The sequence below is a fragment of the Kitasatospora sp. NPDC056531 genome (assembly GCF_042794375.1).
Lineage (GTDB): Bacteria > Actinomycetota > Actinomycetes > Streptomycetales > Streptomycetaceae > Kitasatospora.
The window spans coordinates 7,549-27,574 of sequence record NZ_JBHTTU010000005.1; the positions used below are offsets into that span (position 1 = coordinate 7,549).

A 20,026-nucleotide genomic window follows, 5' to 3' on the forward strand; every position below is an offset into this window, starting at 1 on the left:
TTTACACCGTGGTTGCCTGGTCAGGGCAGTCGCCTTACCGCCCCACCCCCCCAACCCCCCTGCTTTTCCCCGCCGTCGTCCCCCCCCCCCCCCCACGACGCGAAGCCGGGCAGAAGCGGATCAGACGAGCCGGACCGGGCAGGCCTCGACCAGGTCGCCGAGGACGGCGGGCATCCAGCGGACCTCAGGAAGTGTTGGGTAATTGATCAACTGCATGGCGTGAGTTGCTGGGGGTGATCTTCGCGGGTCTCGACCGCGAAGATCACCGTCATGTGTGCCTGTTCGCGCGAGCCTCTCCATGCCCCGTCGTTGACGGATGCTCAGTGGGCGGTGATCGAGTCGCTGCTGCCGGAGCGGGATTCGCGCCGGGGCGGGCGTCCGTTGAAGTTCCCGCGCCGGCTCGTCGTGGACACCGTGCTGTATGTGCTGGTCACCGGGTATGCGTGGAGGCTGGTGCCGCATGACCTCGCGCCGTGGGCCGCGGCGTACCGCTGGTTCCGGGTCCGGGCGGCGGACGGCACCTGGGATCGGGTCCACGACGCCCTGCGTGAGCGGGTCCGGGTGGCCGACGGCCGCGATCCGCAGCCGTCGGCTCCCGTGCTGGACTCCCAGTCCGTGCGCAGTCATCAGGGCGGGCAGGCGATCGGTTACGACGCCGGCAAGCGGGTGCGCGGGCGCAAGCGACACCTGCTGGTGGATACGTGCGGGCCGAGCTGCTGCGGGCGGTCGTGCACTCCGCCACGGTCCAGGAGCGCGCCGGGGCGAAGCTGGTCCTCGCCGGTGTCCGCGAGGTGTTTCCGCTGGTCGGGCTGGTGTGGGTGGACGGGGGCTACGGGCGGCTGACTGGCCATACCGGGGCGCCACGAATCCGCTTGGGCCCGCCCGCGGACGACGCGTAGCCTCTTGGCCATGTGCTACCACGCGTTCAACGGCGCCTTCCGGCACTACGTGTGCGTCGCGTGCCGGCTCTCCTTCAAGGGCAGCACGTGGCCGATCCGGAAGCGCATCTGTCCTGGCTGTCGTCAGCAGCTCGTCTTCGCCGGCTACGACTTCGCCGCGCCCCGGCGACGCGACGCGAAGGCGTGGTCCGTCGTTGCTACCGTGCTCGCGGAGGGGCTGACCTACGACCACCGCCCCGGCTGCGGCTGCTCGCGGCTCCCCTCGTTCCGCCCCCGGACCCAATCACAGGTGCGCGTCCGCCGACGCGCGGCCGAGCGGCTGGGCCTGCCTCTGTCGGTGACCCTCGCCCGCCGGGACGCCTTCACCCCGGAGAGCCGCGACGAGCATCCACCCGCGCAGTAGGCCGCCGAGCCCGACACGACAGGGCGGCCACGTCCGCGCCGCCACCGAACCGACCTTGTCCGTCCACCACTTCACCCTCACGGCCTCGCCGGGCACCGACGCGGCGGAAGCCGAGGTCTGGCAGCAGCTGGAGGCTGCTCCTCCGGCGGGCTGCACCTACGACTCCGAGGTCCTTCCTCAGACCCCCCGAGCTGCACTGCGAGTGTGAGGCCTCCACCCGGCTGGAGGCCGTATTCGGCGTCGTCGGCGAGGTCCACGCCTCCCACGGCCTCCTACTCGACGACCTCGGCGTGGAGAATCTCCCCAAGTGGTTCGGCGACGGCCCGAACCAGACCGACAGCCCCGCCGGGATGTGCGCGGCCGACACCGCCGCCCAGCCCCTGCTCCTGGCCGTCGACCGCCTCAGGCGCCTGGGCCAGAGGCATCAAGGCGGTCACGGACCCGCTCCTCGGCGAGCCTCGCTCCGCCTGACCATCCCGCCATGGGTCCGCCGACGCTGCATCAAGGCACCTGACCTGTACCTTACGGGCAAGCGGTTCCGTGGAGGCGTGACGGAGCTCAGCGGTGCTCGGGGTTCTCGAAGTCGAAGCGGCAGCCCGCGTCCCACTCGGAGCGCTGGTTGCCGTGGGCCGGGATGCCGCCGACGTCCTTGAGCATCCTCGCCAAGTGGAGCTGGTTCCACGTCATGAGGGTCGCGTTGCGGTTGGTGAAGTCGTTCTCCGGGCCGCCGGACGGGGACGAGGACCTCCGGCACGACTCCTACCTGGAACTGGTCACGCAGGCCTGACGCCCGTTCCGAGTCCCGTCTCGGCCCGCCGGACTTCCCCGGCGGGCCGAGCGTCGACGAAAAACGTTCCGCGGTCCGCGAACCGCTCTACGGCTTGCGCGCCTCGATCAGGAACCGCGCCGAGTGGGCGACGAACGGCCCCTCAGCCCGGATCAGGGCGTCCAGCTCGCGCAGCCGGTCGCGGTACGCGTCGACGGTGAAGCCCGGGACCCCATCCAGATCACCTTGCGCAGGACAGGAGAAGCGTGATGGGCGAGCCGCCGGTGTCCTCCGGGGAAGGGCGCCGCTACTGCGGCGTCACGTAGGCGCCGGAGATGCCGCCGTCGACGAGGAAGGTGTTAGCGGTCATGAAGGACGAGTCGTCGGAGGCGAGGAAGGCCACCGCTGCGGCGATCTCCTCGGGCTCGGCGAAGCGGCCGAGCGGGATGTGGACCAGTCGACGGGCGGCCCGCTCCGGGTCCTTGGCGAACAGTTCCTGCAGCAGCGGGGTGTTCACCGGGCCGGGGCAGAGCGCGTTGACCCGGATGCCCTCGCGGGCGAACTGCACGCCCAGCTCGCGGGACATGGCCAGCACTCCGCCCTTGGAGGCGCTGTAGGAGATCTGCGAGGTGGCCGCGCCCATCACGGCGACGAACGACGCGGTGTTGATGATCGACCCCTTGCCCTGGCGCTGCATGTGCGGGATCGCGTACTTGCAGCACAGGTAGACGCTGGTCAGATTGACCTCCTGGACACGCTTCCAGGCGTCCAGGCCGGTGGTGAGGATGGAGTCGTCGTCCGGCGGCGAGATGCCCGCGTTGTTGAAGGCGATGTCGAGCCGCCCGCACTCGTCGACGACCCGCTGGAAGAGGTCGCGCACCGCGTCCTCGTCGGTGACGTCGGCCTGGATGAACAGGCCGTCGACCTCGTTCGCGGCCTTGGCGCCGGTCTCGGCGTCGAGGTCGACGCAGACCACCTTGGCGCCCTCCGCGGCGAAGCGGCGGGCGGTCGCCAGGCCGATGCCGCTGCCCGCGCCGGTGATGACGGCCACCCGGCCGTCGAGTCGCTGGGTCATGCTGATCACTCCTCCGTGGAGATGAAGACGTTCTTGGTCTGGGTGAAGGCGTCGAGGGCGTCCGGGCCGAGCTCGCGGCCGAGGCCGGACTGCTTGAAGCCGCCGAACGGCGTGGTGTAGCGCACCGAGGAGTGCGAGTTGACGGACAGGTTGCCGGCTTCCACGCCGCGTGAGACCCGCAGTGCGCGCCCGACGTCCCTGGTCCAGATGGAGCCGGACAGCCCGTACTCGGTGGCGTTGGCGATGCGCAGGGCGTCCTGTTCGTCGCGGAACGGGACGACCGCGACGACCGGGCCGAAGATCTCCTCGGTGAAGACGCGGTCGTCGTGCCGCACGGGCGCGAGCACGGTCGGCGGGTACCAGAAGCCGGGCCCGTCGGGGACGCTGCCGCGGAAGGCGACAGCCGACCCGTCCGGGACGTAGGAGGAGACCCGCGCCCGGTGGGCAGCGGAGATCAGCGGGCCCATCTCGGTCTTCTCGTCGGTCGGGTCACCGACCCTCACGCCGCGGACGGCTGGTTCCAGGAGCTCCAGGAAGTCCTCGAGAACGGATGCTTCGACCAGGATCCGGGAGCGGGCGCAGCAGTCCTGGCCGGCGTTGTCGAAGACCGCGTAGGGGGCCGTCGCGGCGGCTTTGGCGAGGTCGGCGTCGGCGAAGACGATGTTGGCGCTCTTGCCGCCGAGTTCGAGGGTGACGGGCTTCACCTGGGCGGCGCAGCCCGCCATGATCTCCTTGCCGACCCGGGTCGAGCCGGTGAACACCACCTTGCGCACGTCGGGGTGGGTGACGAAGCGCTGTCCGACGACCGGGCCGCGGCCGGGCAGGATCTGCAGCACGCCTTCCGGGATCCCGGCCTGGAGGGCGAGTTCGCCGAGGCGCAGGGCGGTGAGTGGAGTGAGTTCGGCCGGTTTGACGATGACGGTGTTGCCGGCGGCCAGCGCCGGGGCCAGGGCCCAGGCGGCGATCGGCATCGGGAAGTTCCACGGCACGATGACCCCGACCACGCCGATCGGTTCCTGGAAGGTGACATCGATGCCGCCGGACACCGGGATCTGTCGGCCGAACAGCCGCTCGGGCGCGGCGGCGTAGTACTCGATGACGTCACGCGCGTTGCCCGCCTCCCAGCGCGCATTGCCGATGGTGTGGCCGGCGTTGGCGACCTCCAGGGCGGCAAGGTGCTCGCGGTCGGCGTCGACGGCGGCGGCGAAGGAGCGCAGCAGCCTGGCCCGGTCGGCGGGTGCCACCCGGCGCCAGGTGTCGAAGGCGGCGCGGGCGCGAGCGACGGCGGCATCGGTTTCGGCGAGGCCGGCCAGTTCGACGGTGGTGATCACCTCCTCGGTGGCGGGGTTGACGACCTCGAAGAGGTCCGGTGCGGTCATGGAGCTGGCTCCCTGTGTGTGGAGGTGGTCTGGCCGGCGGCGACCAGGGCCTGGAAGAGGCGCAGGTCGTCGGGGTTCGTCTCGGGGTGCCACTGGACGCCCAACGCGAAGCGGTGGCCCGCCAGTTCGAGCCCTTCAACGGTGCCGTCGGCGCTGCGGGCGGTGATCTGCAGGCCGGCGCCGAGCCGGTCGACGGCCTGGTGGTGGTAGCAGGAGACCTCGGCGGTCGGCCCCAGGACGTCGGCGAGCCGGCTGCCCGCCACCACGCCGACCCGATGGCGGACGTAGCGGGCGGGGACGATCTGGTGGTTCCCGTCGGGCAGGTGCTGCAGGAGGGTGCCGCCGAGTTCGACGTTGAGCAGCTGCATGCCGCGGCAGACGCCGAGCACCGGCAGGTCCCGGGTGAGGGCGGTGTGCAGGAGCATGCTCTCCCAACCGTCGCGGGCGTGGTGCGGCGGGCCGGTGCGCGGGTCGGCGTCCGCCGCGTACCGGGCCGGGTCGACGTCCGGTCCACCGGCGAGGACGAGCCCGTCCAGGGCGTCGAGCAGGTGGTCGGCCCCGCCGGGCTGCGGCGGCAGCAACACCGGGGTGCCGCCCGCGCGGACGACGGCGTCGACGTACGTCTGGGGCACGAGGGAGGCGCGCTGGTTCCAGACGGACCAGGCGGCGTCGTCCTGGTAGCTGGTGATGCCGATCAGCGGTCGTCGGCGGTCGTCGCGCGTCACAGGCGCTCGAATCCGCGGCGCCGCTCCCAGTCGGTCACCGCCCGTTCGTAGGAGGCGAGTTCGGTGCGTCCGGCGTGGGTGTAGTGCCGGACGACGTCCTTGCCGAAGGCCTGGGTGGCGACTGCGCTGCGCTCGAAGGCGTCGACCGCGTCGCGCAGGGTGGCGGGCACCCGGGGCGCGGCGGAGGCGTACGCGTTTCCGGTGAACTCCGGTTCGAGTTCGAGCTGTTGCTCGACGCCGTGCAGTCCGGCCGCGATCAGGGCGGCGACCGCGAGGTACGGGTTGACGTCGCCGCCGGGGACGCGGTTCTCGAAGCGCAGCGAGGGGCCGTGACCGACCACGCGCAGGGCGCAGGTGCGGTTGTCGCGGCCCCAGGCGATGGCGGTGGGTGCGAAGCTGCCGGGCACGTAGCGCTTGTAGGAGTTGACGGTGGGTGCGAGCAGCAGGGCGAAGTCGGCCAGGCAGGCGAGCTGTCCGGCGAGGAAGTGCTCCATGGTGCGGGAGAAACCGTGCGGACGGTCACCGGCGAACACCGGGGCGCCCTGCTCGTCGCGCAGGCTCAGATGGATGTGGCAGGAGTTACCCTCGCGTTCGTCGTACTTCGCCATGAACGTGAGGCTGCAGCCCTCCTGGGCGGCGATCTCCTTGGCGCCGGTCTTGTAGACGGCGTGGTTGTCGCAGGTGGTGAGGGCGTCGGCGTACTTGAAGGCGATCTCGTGCTGGCCGAGGTTGCACTCGCCCTTGGCGGACTCGACGGTGAGGCCGGCGCCGGCCATGCCGTTGCGGAGTCGGCGCAGGAGGGGCTCGATCCGGCCGGTGCCGAGGATGGAGTAGTCGACGTTGTACTGGTTGGCCGGGGTGAGCCGGGTGTAGTCCTTGTCCCAGGCCTGTTCGTAGGTGTCCTGGAAGACGACGAACTCCAGCTCGGTGGCGGCCTGGGCCTGCCAGCCGTAACCGGCCAGCCGGTCCAGCTGGCGTTGCAGGACCTGGCGCGGGGAGACTGCGACCGGGCTGCCGTCGTGGTGGGTGACGTCGCACTGCACCATGACGGTGGCGGGGTGCCAGGGGACGGACCGCAGGGTGGCGAGGTCGGGGCGCAGCACCAGGTCGCCGTAGCCGTTCTCCCAGGAGGAGATCTCGTACCCGTCGACGGTGTTCATGTCGACGTCGACGGCCAGCAGGTAGCCGCAGCCTTCCGCGGCGCCGGGCACGACGTCGTCGAGGAAGTACTCGGCGGCGACGCGTTTGCCCTGGAGGCGCCCCTGCATGTCGGTCATGGCGAGCACGACGGTGTCGACGGACCCGTCGGCGACGTGGCCGCGCAGTTCGTCGAGGGTGAGCCGGGGGCTGGTCATCGGACCTCCAGTTCGGTGTCCCGTGCGTCGGGTTCGGGCGGCGTGCTCTGGACGTGGGGCCCGGTGAACCAGTGCCGGGCGGAGGCCAGCCACCACACGCCGGCGAAGCCGACGACGACGGCCACGGCGACGGGCGTGTAGTTGAAGTTCTCGGCGGTGATCGGGCTGGCAGTGGGGAGCATGAACAGGACGGTGATCACTGCCGTCCAGGCGACCGCGACGATGCCGACCGGCCGACTCCACCGGCCCAGGTGCCAGGGACCGCGCGGGAAGTCCTCGCCCTGGCGCAGTCGCAGGTACACCGGGATGACATAGGAGATGTACAGGCCGATGACGGAGATGGAGGTCACGGCGGTGTAGGCGGTGGTGTTCCACAGCGCGGGCAGGCCGAGCAGCAGCGCGCCGCCGGTCGCCAGCCAGACCGCGTTGGTCGGGGTCTGGGTGCGCGGGTCGATGCGGTGCCATAGGCGGGAGCCGGGCAGCGCACCGTCCCGGGAGAAGGCGTAGATCATACGGGAGTTGGCAGTGACGGAGGCCATCCCGCAGAAGAACTGGGCTCCGATGACGATGAGCAGCAGGACCTCGGCGCCGCCGGCGCCGATCGCGTCGATGAAGATCTGCGCGGGCGGGACCTGGGTGTCGCTGTTGAGCGCGCCGTCGTAGTCGCGGATCGCGAAGGTGATGCCGAGCAGCAGGATCCAGCCCGCCACCAGGGAGACGGTGATGGCGTTGACGATGCCGCGCGGGCCGGAGCGGGCGGCGTCGTGGGTCTCCTCGGTCATGTGCGCGGAGGCGTCATAGCCGGTGAGGGTGTACTGGGCCATCAGCAGGCCGAGCATCGCGACGTAGAACTGGTTGTGGAAGCCGGTCTGGTTGACGAACTCGGTGAGGACGAAGGAGACGGAGGCGTGCTGGTCGGGCAGCACGGCGAGCGCGCCGACGATGACCGCGACGCCCACCAGGTGCCACCACACGGACACGTTGTTGAGGACCGCGACCAGGCGCACCCCCCGGGTGTTGAGCAGGCCGTGCACCAGCAGGATGACGGCGAAGACCTCCATGGTGTGCACGGGGCTGGCCGCGACGCCGAAGCGGAGCGTGAGGAACGCGTTGGTGAAGAAGGCGGCGCCGAAGTCGACACCGGCGGTCACCGCGACCTGACCGAGGAAGTTGAACCAGCCGGTGAACCAGCTCCAGGCCGGGCCGCGGCTGCGGGTCAGTTTGGCGGACCAGTAGTAGAGCCCGCCGGCCGTCGGGTAGCTGGAACAGATCTCGGCCATCGCCAGCCCGACGCAGAGCGTGAGCAGACCGACCACCGGCCAGCCCCAGACGATCAGGGCCGGGCCTCCGGTCTTCATCCCCGTTCCGTACAGGGTCAGGCAGCCGGAGAGGATCGAGACGATGGAGAAGGAGACGGCGAAGTTGGAGAAGCCCGACATCGAGCGGGCCAGTTCCTGGGTGTAGCCCAGCTCGCGGAGCCGTTGTTCGTCGTCGGAAACGGGGGCGGTGTTCTCCGGAAACACTTCGGGGGCAGGGTGATCGGGTGAGCGTGCGTCGGTCATGGGCACCCCTGGGGGTTGAGGGTGTGCCGGGGAGGACACGGCCACGACGGCGTGGAACGGTCGCCCCGACGGGTTCGACGGTCGGACGGCTCTTCAATGGTCTGGAATCAGTCCATTGGGGTGGGTGAGCAGCATCGTTCCGGCTGGATCGGGGCCGCGTCAAGAGCGAGGAGGAAACGAGTCCGGGGAACCCGTTCATAGGTACGATTCCGACGTGGACGTGGACGAAACACGTGAGCAGGCGCGGCTCGGCTGGCAGGCCGGGGCGATCTTCCGCCCGGTCCGGACCGGCAACGCCTTCGAGGAGACCGTCGAGAGGCTGCTCCAGGCGATCAAGCTCGGCGTCTTCGACCTCGGCGACCGACTGCCCGCCGAACGGGATCTCGCCGCCCGGCTCGGCGTCAGCCGGGAGACCCTGCGCGAGGCGCTCCGCACGCTGCAGCAGGCCGGCTGCGTCGAACCCCGCCGCGGCCGGTACGGCGGCACCTTCGTCACCTATCGGCTGCCCGCGCCGGACGTCGCCGACCTGCGCCGCGCGGCCCGCGACCTCGGCGGCGCACTGGAGGACGCGCTGACCTATCGCCAGGTGCTGGAGGTCGGCGCCGCCGAGGCGGCCGCCCGTCGCCCCCTCTCCCCCGACCAGCGGGCCCACCTGGAGAGCCGGCTGACCGACCTGGAGGGAGCCCCGCCGGAGCAGTACCGCCAGCTGGACTCGCGCTTCCACCTCGCCATCGGCGAGCTCACCGGCTCCCCCACCCTTGCCGCGGCCATCGCCGAGGCCAGGATGCGTCTCAACGACCTGCTCAACGCCATCCCCATGCTGGACCGGAACATCGAGCACGCCGCCGAGCAGCACCGGACGATGGCCCGGGCGATCCTCGCCGGCGACGGTGACGCCGCCCGACGCGCCACCGAGGAACACCTCGCCGCTACGGCCGCACTGCTGCGGGGCTTCCTGGCCTGAGGCTCCGTGGCACCGCTTGCCGCCCCGTTCAGGACAACACGGGCCCGAAAGCGGACCAGGCGTCGGCCATCGTGCGGCCGGCCTCCCGGAGCGTCTGCGGCAGGTGGTGCGCCAGGGCCTCGACCAGTCCCTGGATGTGATCACTGCCGACATGCCGGGTGAGGGTGAAGCGCAGGCCCGACTTCTTCAGGGGGACGAGGGGGAAGGACGACTGGTTCACGTAGAACCCCTCGTCGAGCACACGCCGCACCATGCTGTAACTCACCCCGGGCTCGCCGAGTCCGATGAAGTAGACCGGCGTCCTGGGGTCGGAGACGACGGGCAGGCCGGCCGCGGCAAGGAGCTCGTTGCAGTGCTCGCGACGCTCCGCCAGCTCCGCTTGGAGGGTCTCAATCCGGGCGGAGAGGTGGATCCGCGCCGAGGCGATCGCCGCCCCGAGCATCGGGGGCGGCAGCGGGTGGGAGTACATCAGCGGTCCGCCGTTGACCTGCACCTGGTGGAACGCTTCCTCGGTGGGGAGCACGGCGACGCCGCCGATGGTCCCGAAGCCCTTGGCGAGTGTCGTGACGAGTACCACGCGTTCGCCCAGGCGCCGGCCGAGCTTCTCGAAGACGTAGCCCGCGCCGTGCCTCCCGTACCAGCTCATGCCGTGCGCATCGTCGACGTAGAGGTGCAGCGCGGGGTACGCCGCCATCAGCCGGACGAGGTCTTCGACGGGAGCGACGTCGCCGAACATCGAGTACACGCCGTCGATCAGGTACCAGATCCGCTCGCCGGCACCCTGCGCGCGCCGGAGCCTGCGTTCCAGCGCGTCCAGGTCGTTGTGCCGCACCATCGCGAGCTCGATCCCCTGTTGCCGCCCGAGCTGGGCTGCCGTCTGAACGCTGAAGTGGACCTGCTGGTCCAGCACGGCCAGGTCGCCGGCCCCGAGCAGCGCCGGCAACACGGAGATGTGGCACAGCGACGTCGACGAGTACACCAGCACGGGGTGGTCGTCGTACATCTCCCGCAGCAGCTCTTCGAGTTCGAGGTTCAGGCCGGATGCCACGTACCCCCTGGAGATCGAGAACTGGACGCCGAAGCGCTCGGTCGCGTCCACGGCGCCGCGCCGAACCTCCTCCTCCTGTTCGAGCGAGAGGTAGCCGCAGGTCCCGAAGTTGACGAGATCCCGGCCCCCGATCCGCAGGTACGTGCCCGGCGGCGCGTCGAGCCCGGTCGCCAGATGGCTGGTGCCCTGCCTCATCGCCTCGGCGATCAGCCGCTCGGCGGTGTCGGCGGAACTCTGGTACGGCACGGTGGCCATAGCGTAATCCCCTCAGACCATGGGGTGGTCGGACCATCGGATCAACGCCTCAAATCCAAGAAGGTTACGGAAAGTTGAGGCTGACCACGATCTCCGTCCCTGACTACGGCGAGCAACTCGACGCCGCCCGCGCCCGGCTGCGGCCCGGACGGGACAGAGCCCCGGAGGCCAGGGCACTCGTAGGCCACCACGGGTCAGTTGCGGTGGGCTCGTCCCGGCAAGACGCTGGCGCACCGCTTCTGCGCACCGCGAGCCGATAGATCAGGAGGGTCGTACGCGGTCTTCGACTCACCGGCCGACCAACATCCACCGTTCCGCCCCGGATGGCAGAGTGTGCCCCCACCCCAGATCGGCGAAACACTCTGGCACCCTACCTGACCTGCGGCAAAGCACACGAAGCTGCACGGCTGGTCTCTCTGCACGGGCATGTGGGCGGGCACGTCCGGGCGGTGCGGAACCCCCGCAAGACCAGGCGTTCACCCGGGCTGCTGTCAGAACACCACGGCCGAGCGGAGCACGTCGCCCCCGTGCATCCGCTCAAAGGCCTTCTCCACCTCGTCCAGGGCGATGGTCTCGGTGACGAACGCGTCCAGGTCCAGGCGGCCCTGCAGATACAGGTCGATCAGCATCGGGAAGTCCCGGGAGGGCAGGCAGTCGCCGTACCAGGAGGACTTCAGGGCGCCGCCGCGGCCGAAGACGTCCAGCAGGGGCAGCTCCAGCTTCATCTCCGGGGTCGGAACGCCGACGAGCACCACCGTCCCCGCCAGGTCGCGGGCGTAGAAGGCCTGCTGGTACGTCTCCGGGCGGCCGACCGCCTCGATCACCACGTCCGCGCCGAAGCCGCCGGTCAGCTCGCGGACCGCCTCGACCGCGTCGACCTCCATCGAGTTCACCGTGTGCGTGGCACCGATCCGCTGCGCCGTCGCGAGCTTCCGGCCGTCGATGTCGACCGCGATGATCTTCGCAGCGCCGGCGAGCCGAGACCCGACGACGGCCGCGTCGCCGACGCCGCCGCAGCCGATCACGGCGACCGTGTCGCCCCGGCCCACGCCGCCTGTGTTGATGGCCGCGCCGATGCCGGCCATCACACCGCAGCCGAGCAGTCCGGCCACGGCCGGCGAGGCCGCCGGGTCGACCTTCGTACACTGCCCGGCGGCGACCAGGGTCTTCTCGGCGAAGGCGCCGATGCCCAGGGCCGGGGACAGTTCCTGGCCGCTGGAGGCGAGGGTCATCTTCTGCCGGGCGTTGTGCGTGTTGAAGCAGTACCAGGGCCGCCCGCGCAGACACGCGCGGCACTGGCCGCAGACCGCCCGCCAGTTGAGGATCACGAAGTCGCCGGGTGCCACCTCGGTCACGCCCTCGCCGACCGCCTCCACCACGCCCGCGGCCTCGTGGCCGAGCAGGAACGGGAAGTCGTCGCCGATGCCGCCCTCGCGGTAGTGCAGGTCGGTGTGGCAGACGCCGCAGGCCTGCACGGCGACCAGCGCCTCGCCGGGGCCCGGGTCGGGCACCAGGATCGTCTCGACCCGCACCGGCTCGCCCTTGGCGGGGGCGATGACTCCCTTGACCTGATGGGACATTGCACGACACCTTTCGCTGTGGGTGTGATCCGGCAGGGACGGACGGGTCAGCCGCGGAGCCGTTCCGTCACCCACTCGTGGAAGGCCCCGATGTGGTGCTCGCTGGGCACCAGCACGCCGCCCCGCGCGTAGGCGCGGGAATCCATGCCGAGCTGGGTGCGGTCGCACGCCTCGAAGTCCTGCACGTTCACCCGGTGGAAGAGCTCCACCGAGCGGGACAGGTCCGTACCCGACTCGACCACGTCCTTGATGAAGAGCCAGTCGCACTCGACGACCGTGCGGTCCACCGCGAGGGGGTACATCCGGTGGACGATCACGTGGTCGGGCACCAGGTTGATGAACACCTGAGGCTTGACGGTGATCGCGTAGTACCTGCGGTCCTGCTCCTCGGAGACGCCGGGGATCCGCTCGACCCCGGCACTTCCGTCCACGGTGAAGCCCTCGGCCTCCGTCGCGAACTCGGCACCGTGCCCGACGTAGTACTGGGCCGCGTAGCCGCCGGCGAACTCGGGCAGAACCTCGGTGAGTTCGGGGTGGATCGTGGCGCAGTGGTAGCACTCCATGAAGTTCTCGATGATCAGCTTCCAGTTCGCCCGCACCTCGTAGCGGATGCGCCGCCCCACGGCGAGCTCGTCGGCCTGGTAGTGGCCGATCGCGTGCGGGTCGCCGAGCCGCTCGGTTGCGGCGCCGATCACGTCGTCCTCGAAGGAGGGCGGGTCGTCTGCCAGACAGACCCAGACGTACCCGAGCCACTCCCGCACGTGCACCGGGACCAGGCCGTAGGCCGTCCGGTCGACGTCGGGCATGCTGGTCAGGTTGGGCGCGGCCACCAGCTTGCCGTCCAGCCCGTACGTCCAGGCGTGGTAGGGGCATTGGAAGTTCCGCTTGACCTCGCCGGACTCCTCGGTGCAGATCCGGGCACCGCGGTGGCGGCAGATGTTGAGGAAGGCCTTGATCGTGTGGTCTCGGGAACGGGTCACCAGCACGCTCTCCCGGCCGACCTGCACGGTCCGGAACTTGCCCGGCGCATCCAGGTCAGCGGCGCGCACGACGCAGAACCACATCGTCTCGAAGATCTTCTCCTGCTCCAGCGCGAAGATCTGCGGGTCGGTGTAGGAGGATCCGGGCAGGGTGCTGATCAGGCTCGGTGGGAGTTCGGTCGCGGTCACGGCGGTCGCCTTTCGTGAGTGGGGAACCGGGATGCCTGACGGACGGCCGGCCGGGATCACCGGCGGATGCGTGCCATCTCCGGGTCGAACAGCGGCTCCTGGGCGACCGTGGCGGGCAGCCGCTCCCCGAAGTACTCGACGTGCACCCGGTTTCCGGGGACGGCCGCGGCGGTCGGCAGCCACGCGTAGGCGATGGACCTGCCGACGGTGTACCCGTACGCGGCGCTGGTGACGTAGCCCGCCGGTGCGCCGTCGACGTACACCGGCTCCTTGCCCATCACCACGGCCTGCGGGTCGTCCAGCAGCAGGCAGGTGAGCCGGCGGGAGACGGTCTCCTCGCCGAGGCCGACCAGCGCGTCGCGGCCGAGGAAGTCGCCCTTGTCCATCCGGACGGCGAAGCCGAGGCCGGCCTCGTACGGGTTGTGCTCTACGGTCAGGTCCGTCCCCCAGGAGCGGTAGCCCTTCTCCAGGCGGAGGCTGTTGAACGCGCTGCGGCCGGCGGCGACCAGGCCCAGCGGTCGGCCCGCCCGCCACAGGGTGTCCCAGAGCCGCGGCCCGGCGTCGGCGGTGGTGTACAGCTCCCAGCCGAGCTCACCGACGTAGCTCAGGCGCATCGCGGTGACCGGGACGTTGCCGAGGTACGCGTGCCTGGCCTTGAAGTAGCCGAAGCCGCGGTGCGAGAAGTCGGCGTCGGTCAACGGCTGGACCAGCTCACGGGCGAGCGGGCCCCAGACGCCGAGGCAGCAGGTGCCGGCGGTGATGTCGCGGACCTGGACCGTGCTGTCCTCCGGCAGGTGCCGGGTGAGCCAGTCGAGGTCGAGGTTGCCGTTGGCGCCGACCTGGAAACGGTGCTCGCCGAGCCGAGCTACCGTCAGATCGCTTCGCACTCCGCCGGCTTCGTCGAGCAGCAGGGTGTAGGTGACCGAACCGACCGGCTTGTCCAGCTGGTTGGTGGTGAGGTACTGCAGGAAGCCGAGCGCTCCGGGACCGGTGACCTCCAGTCGCTTGAGGGCCGTCATGTCGTAGAGCGCGACCCGCTCACGGGTGGCCAGCGACTCTGCGCCCGCGATGGGCGACCAGTACCGCGAGGCCCATTCGCCCCGCCCCGGGATGCCGGCTACCTCGGGCAGGTCGGCGTTGGCCTCGTACCAGTGCGGGCGCTCCCAGCCGGAGGCCTCCAGGAAGACCGCGCCGAGTTCCCGCTGCCGGGTGTGGAACGGGCTGACCCGCAGCGGGCGCGGCTCCGCCATCGGCTGCAGCGGGTGGAGGATGTCGTAGACCTCGACGAAGTTCTGGCAGCTGCGCCGGTGCACGTAGGAGGGCGCGAGCTGGACCTGCTCGAAGCGGTTCAGGTCGCATTCGTGCAGGTCGGTGCGCGGCCTGCCCTCGACCAGCCACTCCGCCACGGCCTGTGCCACGCCCGCCGAATGCGTCACCCACACGGCCTCCGCCACCCAGAAGCCGCGCAGCTCGGGCGCCTCGCCCAGGAGCGGGAAGCCGTCCGTGGTGAAGGAGAAGATGCCGTTGAAGCCCTCCTCGACCTTCGTCCCGGCCAGCGCGGGCAGCAGCGTCTTGGAATCGTTCCAGGCCGGCTCGAAGTCCTCCGCGGTGAACGCCTTCATCGAGGGCATGACCGGACCACCGGGGGCGGCCACCTCGGCGAGGTCGACGGGCATCGGGCGGTGGGCGTAGGAGCCGATGCCGATCCGGTCCACGTGCTCGCGGAAGTACAGGTCGCGGTCCTGGTGCCGCAGGATCGGCTTGGACGCCTCCAGCAGCTCGGAGTTGTGGCCGGCCAGTGCGGGCACCGGGGTGGTCCTGGCGTACTGGTGGGCCATGGGGACCAGCGGCACGGCGAGACCGGCCATCCGCCCGATCCTCGGTCCCCAGAACCCGGCGCAGGAGACCACGACGTCGGCGGGGAAGGTGCCCTGGTCGGTCACCACGGCGGCGACCCGGCCGTGCGCCGAATCGATCCCGGTCACGGTGTGGTGCCCGAGGAACCGCGCGCCCCGCGCGATCGCCCGGCGGGCCTGCGCCTCGGCGGCCCGCAGTGCCTTGGCCAGGCCGTCGTCCGGGGTGTGGAATCCGGCGAGCACCTGGCTGCGGTCGAGCAGAGGGTGGAGCTCGGCACACTGGTCCGCGTCGAGCAGGTGGGCCCGGACGCCCCACGAGGCGGCGTAGCCGTGCTTGCGCTTGAGTTCCTCCACCCGCTCCGGTGTGGTGGCGACCTCCAGACCTCCGACCTTGCGGAAGCACCACTGTCCGTCCAGCGAGAGCGCGGAGTACTTGTCGACGGTGTAACGCGCGAACTCGGTCATCGTCTTGGAGGAGTTGGTCTGGAAGACCAGACCGGGAGCGTGCGAACTGGACCCGCCGGTGGCGAACAGCGGTCCCTGTTCGAGCACCGTGACGTCCGTCCAACCGCGCGCGGTGAGTTCGTCGCCCAGCGCGCATCCCACGATTCCGGCGCCGACGATCACGACCTTCGGGTGAGCTGTCAAGTGATCCGCCCCCTCTTGGGAGATCGGAGTTGCATAATGCGCAAATCAATGCGCGATATGGAACAGCGTCGACCGCCGGTCGGACCGTGTCAAGACTCCACCCCCAACTCCCGTGCGCCTGGGAGGAGTCAGGACCCGCCCCCTTGACACCCCTTTCCCGTCCTTCCATACTCAGCGGCACGTTGCGGATAAAGACAATCGTCTCAAATTACGCAACTCACCCGAGGAGGCGGCGGCCATGCGCCCATCGATCCGCTCCGCATCACTGCTCATCGCCGATGCCTGGACGGCGGCCGAGGACGGTCGCGAGCGCGAGATCGTCAACCCGTTCGACGCCTCCCCCCTGGCGACCGTCGCCGAGGCGTCCGCGCGCGACGCCGATCGAGCCGTACGGGCCGCCCGCGCCGCGTTCGACGAGGGCTCCTGGGCCCGCGCCCCGGCCACCCGGCGCGCCGCCGTGCTGACCGCCGTCGCCGACGCGCTCCAGGAGCAGCGCGACGAACTGGCCCGGCTGGAGTCGCTCGACACCGGCAAGACCCTGGCCGAGAGCCGATTCGACGTCGACGACTCGACGGCCGTCCTGCGCTACTACGCGGCCCTGGTGACCACCGACGCGGGCCGCACGGTCGACACCGGGCGCTCGGACGCGGTCAGCCGGGTGGTCCACGAGCCGGTCGGCGTCTGCGCACTGATCACGCCGTGGAACTACCCGCTGCTGCAGATCACTTGGAAACTCGCCCCGGCACTGGCCGCGGGCAACACAGTGGTCGCCAAGCCCAGCGAGATCACCCCGCTCACCACCATCCGCCTCTTCGAGATCCTCCGGGAACGGCTCGCCGAGGCCGGCGCACCCGGCGGCACGGCGAACCTGGTGCTCGGCGCCGGGCCGGTCGGGGCGGCACTGGCCGAACACCCCGGGGTGGACCTGGTCTCCTTCACCGGCGGCCTGGCCACCGGACAGTCCGTCATGCGGGCGGCGGCCGCCACGGTCAAGAAGGTCGCACTGGAACTCGGCGGCAAGAACCCGAACATCGTCTTCGCCGATGCCGACCTGGAGGCGGCGGTGGACTTCGCGCTCACCGCCGCGTTCCTGCACTCGGGGCAGGTCTGCTCGGCCGGCTCCCGACTCATCCTCCACCGCAGCCTGCACCGCGAGTTCACCGCCGAGCTGGCCCGTCGCGCCGACCGCATCCGGCTCGGCGACGGTCTGGCCGAAGGCACCGAGACCGGCCCGCTGGTCTCCGCCGAGCACCGCGAGAAGGTCGAGCGCCACATCGCCGGCGCCATCGCCGAAGGCGCCGCCCTGCGCGCGGGCGGCGCCCGCCCCACCGAGCCCGGACTCCAGGCCGGCTACTTCCTGCGGCCGACCGTCCTCGACGGATGCCACGCCGGCATGGCCGTGGTCCGCGAGGAGGTCTTCGGCCCCGTCCTCACCGTCGAGACCTTCGACCACGAGGACGAGGCGCTGGTCCTGGCCAACGACACGCCGTACGGACTGGCCGGCGCCGTCTGGACCCGGGACCCCGGCCGCGGCGAGCGGCTGGCGGCCCGGCTGCGTCTGGGCACGGTCTGGATCAACGACTACCACCCGTACGTCCCGCAGGCGGAGTGGGGTGGTTTCAAGCAGTCCGGCACCGGCCGCGAACTCGGCCCCTCCGGCCTGCGCGAGTACCAGGAGACCAAGCACATCTGGCGTACCGTCAACCCGGCACCCCAGCACTGGTTCTCCGGCTGAGTGAGTTCTCCGGCCGAGGCCGACCCGGCCCCCCTCCACCGCCTCCGCCGGTCCTTGCGGTCCCCCGCGTCCCGACACCTGCCTTGCACCTGGAGCGTCCATGAGCACCTCGGGAAACAGCAGCACCACCGTCCCCGGACAACCCGCCGACGACACGCGCGACCTGGCCCGGTTCGGCTACCGGCAGGAGTTGGAGCGCTCCCTCGGCTCGTTCTCCAGCTTCGCCGCCGGTTTCAGCTACATCTCGATCATGACCGGTGTCTTCCAGCTCTTCGGCTTCGGCTTCGGCGCCGGCGGACCGGCCTTCATCTGGTCCTGGCCGTTGGTCTTCCTCGGGCAGCTCGCCGTCGCCCTCTGCTTCGCCGAGATGGCCGGGCAGTTCCCGCTGGCCGGTGGCGTCTACCAGTGGTCCAAGCAGACAGCCCGCCCGGTCACCTCGTGGATGTCCGGCTGGATCATGGCCATCGGCGCGGTGGTCACGGCCGCCGCCGTGGCGGTCGCCTACCAGGTGATCCTGCCTCAGGTCTCACTGGCCTTCCAGATCGTCGGCGGCGCCGACGACGCCGGGGTGACCTCGACGCCGAACGGTGCCAAGAACGCGATCGTGCTCGCCCTCGGCCTGGTGGTGTTCACCACGGTCGTCAACATCGTGGGCGTCCGGCTGATGGCGAAGATCAACAACCTGGGTGTGGCGGTCGAGCTGCTCGGCGTCACGCTGCTGATCGTCATGCTGGCCGTCCACATCCACCGCGGCCCGCAGGTGGTCCTGCACACCGCAGGCACCGGCGCCGGCCACTCCTCGGGTTACCTGGGCGCCTTCCTGGTCGCGTCCATCATGAGTGCCTACGTCTTCTACGGCTTCGACACTGCGGGAGCCCTGGCCGAGGAGACCAAGGAGCCGCGCCGCCATGCCCCGCGGGCCATCCTCCGCGCCATCACGGCGGCGTTCCTCGCGGGCGGCCTGCTGATGCTGGTCGGCATGATGGCGGTCGGCGACATCGACGCCCGGGAACTCGGCACGCTGGGCATGCCCTACCTGATCAAGTCCACCCTCGGCACCGGCCTCGGCGACGCCTTCCTGATCTGCTCGGCGATCGCCATCACCGTCTGCTGCCTGGCGGTACAGACCGCCGCCATCCGGCTGCTCTTCGCCATGGCCCGCGACGGCCGGCTGCCCTTCGGCCACGCCATCGCCAGGGTCTCCCCGCGGTCGAGGACGCCGATCGTCCCGGCGGTCGTCACCGGTGTGCTCACCATCGCCCTGCTGGTGGTCAACATCGGCAACCAGCGAGTCTTCTACATCCTCACCTCGGTCGCGATCATCCTCTTCTACATCCCCTACCTGATGGTCACCGGCCCGATGCTGCTGCGCCGGCTGCGCGGGCGGTGGCCGGGGCCCGACCACGGCCCGTACTTCAACCTGGGCCGCTGGGGCCTGCCGGTGAACGCCTTCGCGGTGCTCTACGGGGCGGCGATGACGGTCAACCTGGCCTGGCCGCGCGCGGCCGTCTACGGCGACGACCACTGGTACTTCCAGTGGGGCGCGGTGCTCTTCACCGCCGTGATCACTGCGATCGGCCTGGGACTGTACCTCCGGTACCGCAAGGGCGTCGCGGTACAGCGCCCGGTCGTCGAGGCTGCTGCCGCGGAACTCTGACGTTCGCTGGAGGGAGACCCGAGCGGGGCGCCGGGCGGACACCCGGCGCCCTGCGTTCAGCGGACGCGCATGTAGCCGAGGCGTCCGGAGACCTCCTCGGCGGCGGCCCGGACCGCGGCGGCCACCTCGCGGAGGCGTCCCTCGGACAGCCTGAACGACGGCCCGGAGGCGCTGATCGCGGCCACGACCTGCCCGTTGTGAGCGAAGACCGGAGCGGCCACGGCATTCAGCCCCGTCTCCAACTCCTCGATCGTGCAGGCGAATCCGTCCCTGCGAGCGGACTCGAGCTGCTTCCGCAGCTCCTCGGGGTCGGTGACGGTGAGCGGCGTGTACCGCTCCAGCGGCTCGGCGAGCCGCTTCTCCAGTGCCGCCTCGGGCAGGTGCGCCAACAGCACCTTTCCGCTCGAGGTCGCATGCAGGGGGGTCCGCTGGCCGACCCAGTTGTGCGTCGTGATCGCCGACGGGCCGAGCACCTGGTCGATGTTGACGGCGGCGTCCACGTCGAGGATCGCCAGGTTGATGGTCTCGGCGACCTCGACCGCCAGCCGCTCGCAGATCGGTCGGCTCTGCTGGGACAGATCGAGTCGGACGGTCGCCGCGCCGGCGAGCCGCACCAGGCCCAGGCCGAGGCGGTACTTCCCGCGCTCGCCGGGCTGCTCGACGAGCCCACGCAGCTCCAGGGCGGCGACCAGCCGGAACGCGGTCGACTTGTGCACACCGAGTTCGGCGGCGATCTCGGTGACCCCCGCCTCGCCGCGCCGGGCGAGGAGTTCGAGGATCGTCACCGCCCGGTCGACGGACTGCACCGGGGACTCCCCCGCACTGTTGCTCATGGCGCAACATTATGCACATCCAGTGGCCGCCGCGACCCTTGACAAGGCCTCACCTCGGAGAAACCATGTTGCGCATAACGAATCTCGTTGTGTAATACGCGACACGAATCGCTCTCT

Annotated in this window: 16 protein-coding genes and 3 pseudogenes; 6 read left to right on the forward strand and 13 right to left on the reverse strand. The window is 70.7% G+C overall.

Annotation, left to right across the window (positions count from 1 at the left end):
- Positions 1–270 precede the first annotated feature (270 nt).
- From ACFQ87_RS07740 to ACFQ87_RS07750, 3 genes and pseudogenes are all read left to right on the forward strand, one after another.
- Positions 271–833: pseudogene (locus ACFQ87_RS07740) on the forward strand (IS5 family transposase); the annotation flags it as partial.
- Between the two features lie 76 nt (positions 834–909).
- Complete coding sequence (locus ACFQ87_RS07745; RefSeq protein ID WP_380609698.1) at positions 910–1,302, forward strand: hypothetical protein; 393 nt, start codon at positions 910–912, stop codon at positions 1,300–1,302.
- Between the two features lie 55 nt (positions 1,303–1,357).
- Positions 1,358–1,510, forward strand: a complete 153-nt coding sequence (locus ACFQ87_RS07750; RefSeq protein ID WP_380609699.1) for a hypothetical protein — start codon at positions 1,358–1,360, stop codon at positions 1,508–1,510.
- A 64-nt stretch (positions 1,511–1,574) separates the two neighbouring features.
- Here the strand turns inward: ACFQ87_RS07750 and ACFQ87_RS07755 are convergent, their stop codons facing one another.
- From ACFQ87_RS07755 to ACFQ87_RS07790, 8 genes and pseudogenes are all read right to left on the reverse strand, one after another.
- Positions 1,575–1,739, reverse strand: coding sequence for a hypothetical protein (locus tag ACFQ87_RS07755; RefSeq protein WP_380609700.1), 165 nt, complete (start codon positions 1,737–1,739; stop codon positions 1,575–1,577).
- A 121-nt stretch (positions 1,740–1,860) separates the two neighbouring features.
- Positions 1,861–2,034: pseudogene (locus ACFQ87_RS07760) on the reverse strand (flavodoxin family protein); the annotation flags it as partial.
- Between the two features lie 142 nt (positions 2,035–2,176).
- Positions 2,177–2,322, reverse strand: a pseudogene (locus ACFQ87_RS07765) (SAM-dependent methyltransferase); the annotation flags it as partial.
- A 53-nt stretch (positions 2,323–2,375) separates the two neighbouring features.
- Complete coding sequence (locus ACFQ87_RS07770; protein WP_380609701.1) at positions 2,376–3,143, reverse strand: 3-oxoacyl-ACP reductase; 768 nt, start codon at positions 3,141–3,143, stop codon at positions 2,376–2,378.
- 5 nt (positions 3,144–3,148) lie between these two features.
- Positions 3,149–4,522 (reverse strand): aldehyde dehydrogenase family protein, encoded by a 1,374-nt coding sequence (locus ACFQ87_RS07775; protein WP_380609702.1) that lies wholly within the window; start codon positions 4,520–4,522, stop codon positions 3,149–3,151.
- The gene (locus ACFQ87_RS07780; RefSeq protein ID WP_380609703.1) at positions 4,519–5,247 is read right to left on the reverse strand and encodes a gamma-glutamyl-gamma-aminobutyrate hydrolase family protein; all 729 of its coding nucleotides are present in this window, start codon (positions 5,245–5,247) and stop codon (positions 4,519–4,521) included. The genes ACFQ87_RS07775 and ACFQ87_RS07780 overlap by 4 nt, the downstream gene beginning before the upstream one ends.
- Entirely contained in the window at positions 5,244–6,602 is a 1,359-nt protein-coding gene (locus ACFQ87_RS07785; protein ID WP_380609704.1) for a glutamine synthetase family protein, read from the reverse strand. Before ACFQ87_RS07785 ends, ACFQ87_RS07780 begins: the two co-directional genes overlap by 4 nt.
- Positions 6,599–8,164 (reverse strand): amino acid permease, encoded by a 1,566-nt coding sequence (locus tag ACFQ87_RS07790; RefSeq protein ID WP_380609705.1) that lies wholly within the window; start codon positions 8,162–8,164, stop codon positions 6,599–6,601. The genes ACFQ87_RS07785 and ACFQ87_RS07790 overlap by 4 nt, the downstream gene beginning before the upstream one ends.
- Before the next feature lie 214 nt (positions 8,165–8,378).
- Between ACFQ87_RS07790 and ACFQ87_RS07795 the strand changes: the two genes are divergently transcribed.
- Positions 8,379–9,128: a FadR/GntR family transcriptional regulator gene (locus ACFQ87_RS07795; RefSeq protein WP_380609706.1), complete on the forward strand. Its 750-nt coding sequence runs from the start codon at positions 8,379–8,381 to the stop codon at positions 9,126–9,128.
- A 28-nt stretch (positions 9,129–9,156) separates the two neighbouring features.
- Here ACFQ87_RS07795 and ACFQ87_RS07800 read toward each other — a convergent pair whose 3' ends face one another.
- From ACFQ87_RS07800 to ACFQ87_RS07815, 4 genes are all read right to left on the reverse strand, one after another.
- Positions 9,157–10,431: an aminotransferase class I/II-fold pyridoxal phosphate-dependent enzyme gene (locus tag ACFQ87_RS07800; protein ID WP_380609707.1), complete on the reverse strand. Its 1,275-nt coding sequence runs from the start codon at positions 10,429–10,431 to the stop codon at positions 9,157–9,159.
- A 491-nt stretch (positions 10,432–10,922) separates the two neighbouring features.
- Positions 10,923–12,011 (reverse strand): S-(hydroxymethyl)mycothiol dehydrogenase, encoded by a 1,089-nt coding sequence (locus ACFQ87_RS07805; protein WP_380609708.1) that lies wholly within the window; start codon positions 12,009–12,011, stop codon positions 10,923–10,925.
- A gap of 47 nt (positions 12,012–12,058) precedes the next feature.
- The gene (locus tag ACFQ87_RS07810) at positions 12,059–13,180 is read right to left on the reverse strand and encodes an aromatic ring-hydroxylating dioxygenase subunit alpha (protein ID WP_380609709.1); all 1,122 of its coding nucleotides are present in this window, start codon (positions 13,178–13,180) and stop codon (positions 12,059–12,061) included.
- A 56-nt stretch (positions 13,181–13,236) separates the two neighbouring features.
- On the reverse strand, positions 13,237–15,684 hold the full coding sequence (locus tag ACFQ87_RS07815) for an FAD-dependent oxidoreductase (protein ID WP_380609710.1): 2,448 nt from the start codon (positions 15,682–15,684) through the stop codon (positions 13,237–13,239).
- 238 nt (positions 15,685–15,922) lie between these two features.
- On the opposite strand from ACFQ87_RS07815, the gene ACFQ87_RS07820 reads away from it, so the two are divergent.
- Together ACFQ87_RS07820 and ACFQ87_RS07825 are read left to right on the forward strand one after the other, a co-directional pair.
- Positions 15,923–17,419, forward strand: coding sequence for an aldehyde dehydrogenase family protein (locus tag ACFQ87_RS07820; RefSeq protein WP_380609711.1), 1,497 nt, complete (start codon positions 15,923–15,925; stop codon positions 17,417–17,419).
- Positions 17,420–17,519: 100 nt separating this feature from the next.
- Positions 17,520–19,076 carry an APC family permease gene (locus ACFQ87_RS07825; protein WP_380609712.1) on the forward strand — a complete coding sequence of 519 codons (1,557 nt, stop codon included), beginning with the start codon at positions 17,520–17,522 and terminating at the stop codon, positions 19,074–19,076.
- Between the two features lie 56 nt (positions 19,077–19,132).
- Here the strand turns inward: ACFQ87_RS07825 and ACFQ87_RS07830 are convergent, their stop codons facing one another.
- Complete coding sequence (locus tag ACFQ87_RS07830) at positions 19,133–19,909, reverse strand: IclR family transcriptional regulator (protein ID WP_380609713.1); 777 nt, start codon at positions 19,907–19,909, stop codon at positions 19,133–19,135.
- Between the last annotated feature and the right edge of the window lie 117 nt (positions 19,910–20,026).

Coding starts and splice junctions, on each gene's coding strand:
- ACFQ87_RS07775 (WP_380609702.1), bottom strand. CDS start 4,522: ATGACCGCACCGGACCTCTTCGAGGTCGTCAACCCCGCCACCGAGGAG.
- ACFQ87_RS07825 (WP_380609712.1), top strand. CDS start 17,520: ATGAGCACCTCGGGAAACAGCAGCACCACCGTCCCCGGACAACCCGCC.
- ACFQ87_RS07830 (WP_380609713.1), bottom strand. CDS start 19,909: ATGAGCAACAGTGCGGGGGAGTCCCCGGTGCAGTCCGTCGACCGGGCG.
- ACFQ87_RS07800 (WP_380609707.1), bottom strand. CDS start 10,431: ATGGCCACCGTGCCGTACCAGAGTTCCGCCGACACCGCCGAGCGGCTG.
- ACFQ87_RS07805 (WP_380609708.1), bottom strand. CDS start 12,011: ATGTCCCATCAGGTCAAGGGAGTCATCGCCCCCGCCAAGGGCGAGCCG.
- ACFQ87_RS07785 (WP_380609704.1), bottom strand. CDS start 6,602: ATGACCAGCCCCCGGCTCACCCTCGACGAACTGCGCGGCCACGTCGCC.
- ACFQ87_RS07820 (WP_380609711.1), top strand. CDS start 15,923: ATGCGCCCATCGATCCGCTCCGCATCACTGCTCATCGCCGATGCCTGG.
- ACFQ87_RS07770 (WP_380609701.1), bottom strand. CDS start 3,143: ATGACCCAGCGACTCGACGGCCGGGTGGCCGTCATCACCGGCGCGGGC.
- ACFQ87_RS07745 (WP_380609698.1), top strand. CDS start 910: ATGTGCTACCACGCGTTCAACGGCGCCTTCCGGCACTACGTGTGCGTC.
- ACFQ87_RS07790 (WP_380609705.1), bottom strand. CDS start 8,164: ATGACCGACGCACGCTCACCCGATCACCCTGCCCCCGAAGTGTTTCCG.